This window comes from Deltaproteobacteria bacterium (assembly GCA_020845775.1).
GTDB lineage: Bacteria > Bdellovibrionota_C > UBA2361 > SZUA-149 > JADLFC01 > JADLFC01.
In genome coordinates, this window is the sequence record JADLFC010000109.1 from 1 (window position 1) to 2,931 (window position 2,931).

Genomic DNA, 2,931 nt, shown 5'->3' on the forward strand with positions numbered 1-2,931 from the left:
AGCTCTCCTCTACTTCCCCTTAATTCCAGATCCATCTGCCGAATGAGATCAAACCCTAACAATCCATGAAGGCCTGAGTCGGCAAAATTGTCAAAGTCGTAAACTGAAAGGACTGGGTGCATAAAATCCTTACCAAAGACCTTCAAATTCTCAACTTTTAAGCAATATCCTTCTTGTATCGGACCAGCTGGGCCATAAGCCGCAACTCTCTGAATGCCATCGGCTGCACTGTAGCCAAGAAAGTCAATTACTGGAGTGTGTATCTGCGTCGTAGCAGCACCCGTATCAAATATCAACCTGACGAGCTTTGATTTTTTTCTACCAACGAGGCGAACAGTAACGACCGGTAAAACTTCCGAGCTGTGAAATTTATAGAGGCGGCTCACTGCTGTTTCATGAACTGATTGAGATTAGAGCTAATCGTCATCCCCTCGGGAACAACAATTTTACCTACAAATACAAGAGCTGAATCCTCGGGAGGCGCTGTTCGGACAAGACCTTCAAACTCTTTGCGATTTTTTGAGTGTATTCGCACTACCCCAGCTTTAGGATCTGGTTCAGTTTCATCCCATTCATAATCAACCAGCTCAACCCATTCGCCATAGTATTGCTTAATAATTTCGTCCCAGGTCAATTTTTTGCCCATTGTCCGACCTCATTTAAGAATCTCTGGTCGTTACATAACGTTTCCAAAAAATAAGTTAAATACTTTACTTTCTGGGAACGGCATTCCTTATAACATAACCTCACAATCCTTAACAGGATTCCATTTCCTTATCCTTTGCTACAAATATCCCATCAAAACCGCATCGACGATTCTTGCATTGTAAACTAGTTCGCCAAGCTAGCTATTCCGTAAATAATTACTACTTAATTTAGTTTATCATGCCAAAAGTGAGCCTAGCGGGTTATCTTTGGCATAATATAAGATACCTATATCTTGCCAAAAAGCGTGCAAGGTGTTATGTTATGGCAAGATATAATAAAAATACATGATATGACAAGTAATAGTTTCGTTGGAAGATGCCATGAGCTTGAGATTTTGGCTAATGCTTGGAATTCGAGAGACCCTGAATTAATTGCGGTTTATGGCCGTCGCCGCGTCGGGAAAACTGAGTTGATTCGCAAAGGTAGGGATGCGCATGGCTTTTTCGTCGAATTTACTGGGCAAAGAGATGCCACCGTTAATGTTCAGTTACTGAATTTTAGAAACGCATTGTCAAAAGCCTTAGGTATCACAATTCAACAACCAAGAAATTGGACTGAGGCGTTTTCACTTCTAACAAATGCAATAGAAACAAGAGCCAGTTCTTTCAAATGCATGACCCTTTTTTTTGATGAAGTTTCGTGGCTAGACTCGAGGAGATCTGGCTTTCTCAATGCACTTGAATATTTTTGGAATCATGTCGCTTCGCAAAATCACAAAGTTAAGGTTGTAGCGTGCGGAAGCTCAGCTGCTTGGGTTATAAAAAAAATCGTTCAGGGAAAAGGCGGCTGGCACAGAAGAGTGACGCGAAAAATTCACGTCAAGCCATTTACCTTATCTGAAGCTGCCGCTTTTCTTAAGTCTAGAAACCTAAAATATAGCCATCGCGATATCATAAAATTGTACGCGATACTGGGTGGCATACCGTATTATTTAAAAATGATCGATCAAGGAGAGTCTCTCGAAACTCTAGTTGAGAGATTGTTATTTGGCGAAAATGCTATTTTGAGAAATGAGTTTAGCGAGCTCTTCAAGTCTTTGTTTAATAATGCGAGTGAACACCAAAAGATCGTGGAGACCTTAGCAAAAAGAAAATCCGGCTACACCAGAAGAGAAATTTCCGAGTTGAGCACTATTGCTTCCGGTGGCGGGCTTAGCTCGTATATAGAAAATCTAGAATATTCTGATTTTATAACAGCATATTTGCCGCTAGGAGCGAATTCCAAAAAGGAAACTCATTACCGGCTCTCAGATTTGTTTAGTCTTTTTTATTTAAAATGGATTGGACGCGCAAAAAGGACCACATGGCAATCTGTCATTGTAAGCCAAGCATATAAATCTTGGATGGGCTACGCATTTGAGATCATAGCTTGGAATCACGCCGAACAATTGGCTTCTTATTTAGGCTTAAAACGCATCCCTTGGGAGGCAACCAAAGCCGAACTTACAGAAGATGAGGAGATGGCTAAAATCGATCTCATAATCGACGTTAAAGGAGGAAGCCTTTATTTAATTGAACTAAAGTTCTACGATCACGCTTACACGATTACCAAAACAGAAGCTGCTCACATAGAGCGCAGGAGACGAGTTTTAGCTAAGCACTTTAACGGAAATAGGTCTGTAATTACATGTCTCCTAGCTCCCCAAGGAGTAAATGAATCTCAAATTAACGCCAACATAATAGACAAGTTCTTACCTAGTGATGTGTTATTTGAAGCTTAGTTAGTGCACGGCTCCACCGAAAAGCCGTTGCCAACCCTACAAATACCCCATCGGAACCGCATCAATTGTCTCTCCCAGTGCCGTTAGGGAGTTGGAGATCGTCAAGGGTCACGTATGAGCGCTCGTGTCCTTGAATGTCTTGTAAAAGTGTGGTCTTCCCCACCTGCCGCGGGCCAGTAAGCAATACAACCTTAAAACTCTTGCTTGCTTCTTTTACTACGCCGGCTAACGTGCGGTTTATATTCTCATTCATATTAGGCTAATCCAAAGCAACACCTTGGATAAGCCTACCGCTTAGGGAGTGGTTAAGCAAGACTAAAGGTTAGCTACCAAATCTCAATTTCTCGAAGTCATCAGCCTCATGCCGCTGGGTGGGTTTGGTTCGGAAGACTCCTGAATGCAACCAATTCTCGCCCGCGATATTACTAGGGAATCAAAATAGCGCTCCTGCTCAGCCGGCGAGCCAGCATTGAAATAGTTCGAGAAAAAGACAGTGTTGATTC

Annotated in this window: 5 protein-coding genes; 1 reads left to right on the plus strand and 4 read right to left on the minus strand. The window is 42.1% G+C overall.

The features are described from left to right. Together IT291_06880 and IT291_06885 are read right to left on the minus strand one after the other, a co-directional pair. A partial coding sequence (locus IT291_06880) for a retropepsin-like domain-containing protein (protein ID MCC6220947.1) occupies positions 1-386 on the minus strand: 386 nt, incomplete at its 3' end. Beyond that, positions 383-646 (minus strand): hypothetical protein, encoded by a 264-nt coding sequence (locus IT291_06885; GenBank protein MCC6220948.1) that lies wholly within the window; start codon positions 644-646, stop codon positions 383-385. The genes IT291_06880 and IT291_06885, both read right to left, overlap by 4 nt. 351 nt (positions 647-997) lie before the next feature. On the opposite strand from IT291_06885, the gene IT291_06890 reads away from it, so the two are divergent. Beyond that, complete coding sequence (locus tag IT291_06890; GenBank protein ID MCC6220949.1) at positions 998-2,428, plus strand: hypothetical protein; 1,431 nt, start codon at positions 998-1,000, stop codon at positions 2,426-2,428. 61 nt (positions 2,429-2,489) lie between these two features. Here the strand turns inward: IT291_06890 and IT291_06895 are convergent, their stop codons facing one another. Then, entirely contained in the window at positions 2,490-2,681 is a 192-nt protein-coding gene (locus IT291_06895) for an AAA family ATPase (protein ID MCC6220950.1), read from the minus strand. Positions 2,682-2,764: 83 nt separating this feature from the next. Then, a partial coding sequence (locus IT291_06900; GenBank protein ID MCC6220951.1) for a hypothetical protein occupies positions 2,765-2,931 on the minus strand: 167 nt, incomplete at its 5' end.